This is a genomic window from Pseudoalteromonas sp. PAST1, from assembly GCF_021532515.1.
GTDB classification, from domain to species: domain Bacteria; phylum Pseudomonadota; class Gammaproteobacteria; order Enterobacterales; family Alteromonadaceae; genus Pseudoalteromonas; species Pseudoalteromonas simplex.
In genome coordinates this window covers 1-2,454 of record NZ_JAKGBH010000109.1, presented here as the reverse complement: position 1 = coordinate 2,454, position 2,454 = coordinate 1, and the positions used below count along the sequence as shown (strand labels likewise).

The following is a 2,454-nucleotide window of genomic DNA, read 5'->3' as shown; positions in this document are numbered from 1 at the left end:
AATTTAGCAAGTTAGCAAGTTAGCAAGTTAGCAAGTTAGCAATTTAGCAAGTTAGCAAGTTAGCAAGTTAGCAAGTTAGCAAGTTAGCAAGTTAGCAAGTTAGCAAGTTAGCAAGTTAGCAAGTTAGCAAGTTAGCAACACTAGACTGCCAACCACTTGTGTCAAGCCATTGTTTTTAAAATCTGACTTTTAACGACTGATATCTGATATCTCCATGTTTGTTCGGCGTTAAAACGCCGCCTACGTCTCGTATCTCGCAAACTTTACTTTTTCCCCTAGCAACTCGCTAACTTTTGGAACTTCAATCTGACAGCTGACGGCTAAATATTAAAACCAAAAAAGCCAAGCGTTTCGCAACGGTTGGCTTTTTCAGATTTAGTTTTAAGTCTAGCCGCTTAGGCTAGTGCTCTGTAATTAGCTCAGGTTCATTTCCTGAATGATTTCGTGGGCAATTTCCGGAGTTGTACTGACCGGCTTTTCGTGTAGTTTGGCTTTCATTTGCCCTTTACGATGTTTAAGTGATGCATCAAGTTTTTTTGCAGCACCTGCGATAGCTGGGTACATCACATCATCTTCAGCTTTTACTGATAAACGTGCGCCTTCATAGGTTGTACTAATCTCAGCCTGATACTTATTGTGTTCTTTTGAAAGAATAATATCGAGTGATATTAATGATGGAAAATGGCTAGCAATTTTCGAGAACTTCTCGTTGATATGAGCTCTAACAGCCTCAGTAACGTCAACATGATGACCAGAAATATTAATCTTCATAGGGTATCCTTTTTTCTTGTTACCTCACAGTTAGTATTGGGGGCGAATTGAATTAACACAAGCGAAAATTGCAGATAATTAGTAATTGATTGTAACCACAGATGATTTAGATCATGCGTTGCGGATAAAATATGCAAAAGCCCGCATCACACGGGCTTTTCAGAAAGGTTAACAACTGCTCATTAACTATACGAACAACAGTAGTCAGCAAACTCGCTGACCTTTACTAGAAAGGTAACATTTGCATCAACCGTAAAAGACTCTCCAGCTTGCATCGTTTGCCATTCGCTCTCACCGGGTAATAGCACTTGCCAACTGCCACCGTTAAGCTCCATCAACTCTTTTTTACTCGTAGCAAACTCAAACTCACCCGGTTGCATAAAGCCTAACGTCTTCGTGCTGCCATCAGCAAATACCACAGTACGGCTAGACACTTTACCGTCAAAATACACATTGGCTTTTTTCAGCACACTTACATTATCAAACTGAGACATCCTCACTCCTGTTGTTTTGTTAAATCTAATCCACCCTGCCCGAATTTTAAGCGTGCAGCAACTGAAGATAATTCAATTAATACTTATATTTAAGCTGGCTTTTTATTATCTTTAATAAACTGAACAAGTAAGAAAACAAAGAAAGTTCCAGGTAGACCAACAATAAACAACAATGGGGTTAATACTCTTGGAGATGTTCCATTAATGTAAAACTTACCATATAAGAAATTACAAATTAGCCAGCCAGCGAGAATAAGATACGATAACAAGCTCGTATTTTCAGCCTTCAATTCGCAGCTTCCGAAAGCAACTTCGACTAACAAAAGATCGAAAGATATACACTGACTTGTATTTAGTGCGTAAAAAGTAAGTACTGCCATAGATATTAAAGCGATGGCTGTAACGATGTATTTCATGGTCATTTCCTTATTAAATTAAAAGTAAAAAGAAGCAAGCAACTGCCTCTGTCATTTCAATTTAAATGACTCTGAAAATTACACCATAATTTAGCCATTACTTAATCGCCACTTACTTATAACCAAAGTTATAACTATAATCACACCAACAATAATACCAATAAATCAATAATTTAGCTAAAAACTTCAGCTATGAATTGATACCCTCTTTTCATCTGGGACTTTATATATTTAGGGTTTTTTGTATCAGTATCTGAAAAGGCATTTCGCAACTTACTAATTACTCGGCGAATAGCAGTGTCGGTGACTATTTGATTTTGCCAAACATTGCTGTGTAGCTCTTCTAAGCTGACGACTCTAGGTTGTTGCTCTATTAAATAGCTAAGTACTTGCATCATTTTTGGTTCTAAATAAGTTACTTGCTCATCTTTTGAAATGCTTTTTTCTTCGTAATTAAATGTATATTCACCGATCATCAAAGTGCTTTGGTCTGAAAGAGAAAAGCTTTTTTCCTCTACTTCTTGAGTATCTTCTTGCTCACTTTTTCTCAATACTTTTTTATAATTTCTACTAATTAACTTAAAGCTGTAAGTCACTAAAAGAACAATTGGGCTAAGTGGTAGAGAGAGAATAAAAAGTAAAGATAGTAAGCGCGAATTCAACCCCGAAGTGCACCACTCGCTAAATTAGGCCGCATTGCGTAATTCGTTAAACACAACGACAGGCTGTTTGTAACCTAGGCACTTTCTAGGTCTGGCGTTTAGCGCACGTTC

The 2,454-nt window shown here is 37.3% G+C and carries 4 protein-coding genes; all 4 read right to left on the bottom strand.

The genetic code is table 11. From position 1 onward, the window contains the following. Window positions 1-414 precede the first annotated feature (414 nt). The 4 genes from hpf to L1272_RS22760 all read right to left on the bottom strand — a co-directional run bounded on the left by hpf (window position 415) and on the right by L1272_RS22760 (window position 2,277). A complete protein-coding gene (hpf, locus tag L1272_RS22775) occupies window positions 415-771 on the bottom strand; it encodes a ribosome hibernation-promoting factor, HPF/YfiA family (RefSeq protein WP_054551132.1) in 357 nt (118 codons plus the stop codon). 182 nt (window positions 772-953) lie between these two features. Continuing rightward, on the bottom strand, window positions 954-1,265 hold the full coding sequence (gene ppnP / locus L1272_RS22770; RefSeq protein ID WP_054551131.1) for a pyrimidine/purine nucleoside phosphorylase: 312 nt from the start codon (window positions 1,263-1,265) through the stop codon (window positions 954-956). Window positions 1,266-1,354: 89 nt separating this feature from the next. Next, window positions 1,355-1,681: a hypothetical protein gene (locus tag L1272_RS22765; RefSeq protein WP_235374349.1), complete on the bottom strand. Its 327-nt coding sequence runs from the start codon at window positions 1,679-1,681 to the stop codon at window positions 1,355-1,357. A gap of 173 nt (window positions 1,682-1,854) precedes the next feature. Then, window positions 1,855-2,277, bottom strand: a complete 423-nt coding sequence (locus L1272_RS22760) for a winged helix-turn-helix domain-containing protein (protein ID WP_235374348.1) — start codon at window positions 2,275-2,277, stop codon at window positions 1,855-1,857. Between the last annotated feature and the right edge of the window lie 177 nt (window positions 2,278-2,454).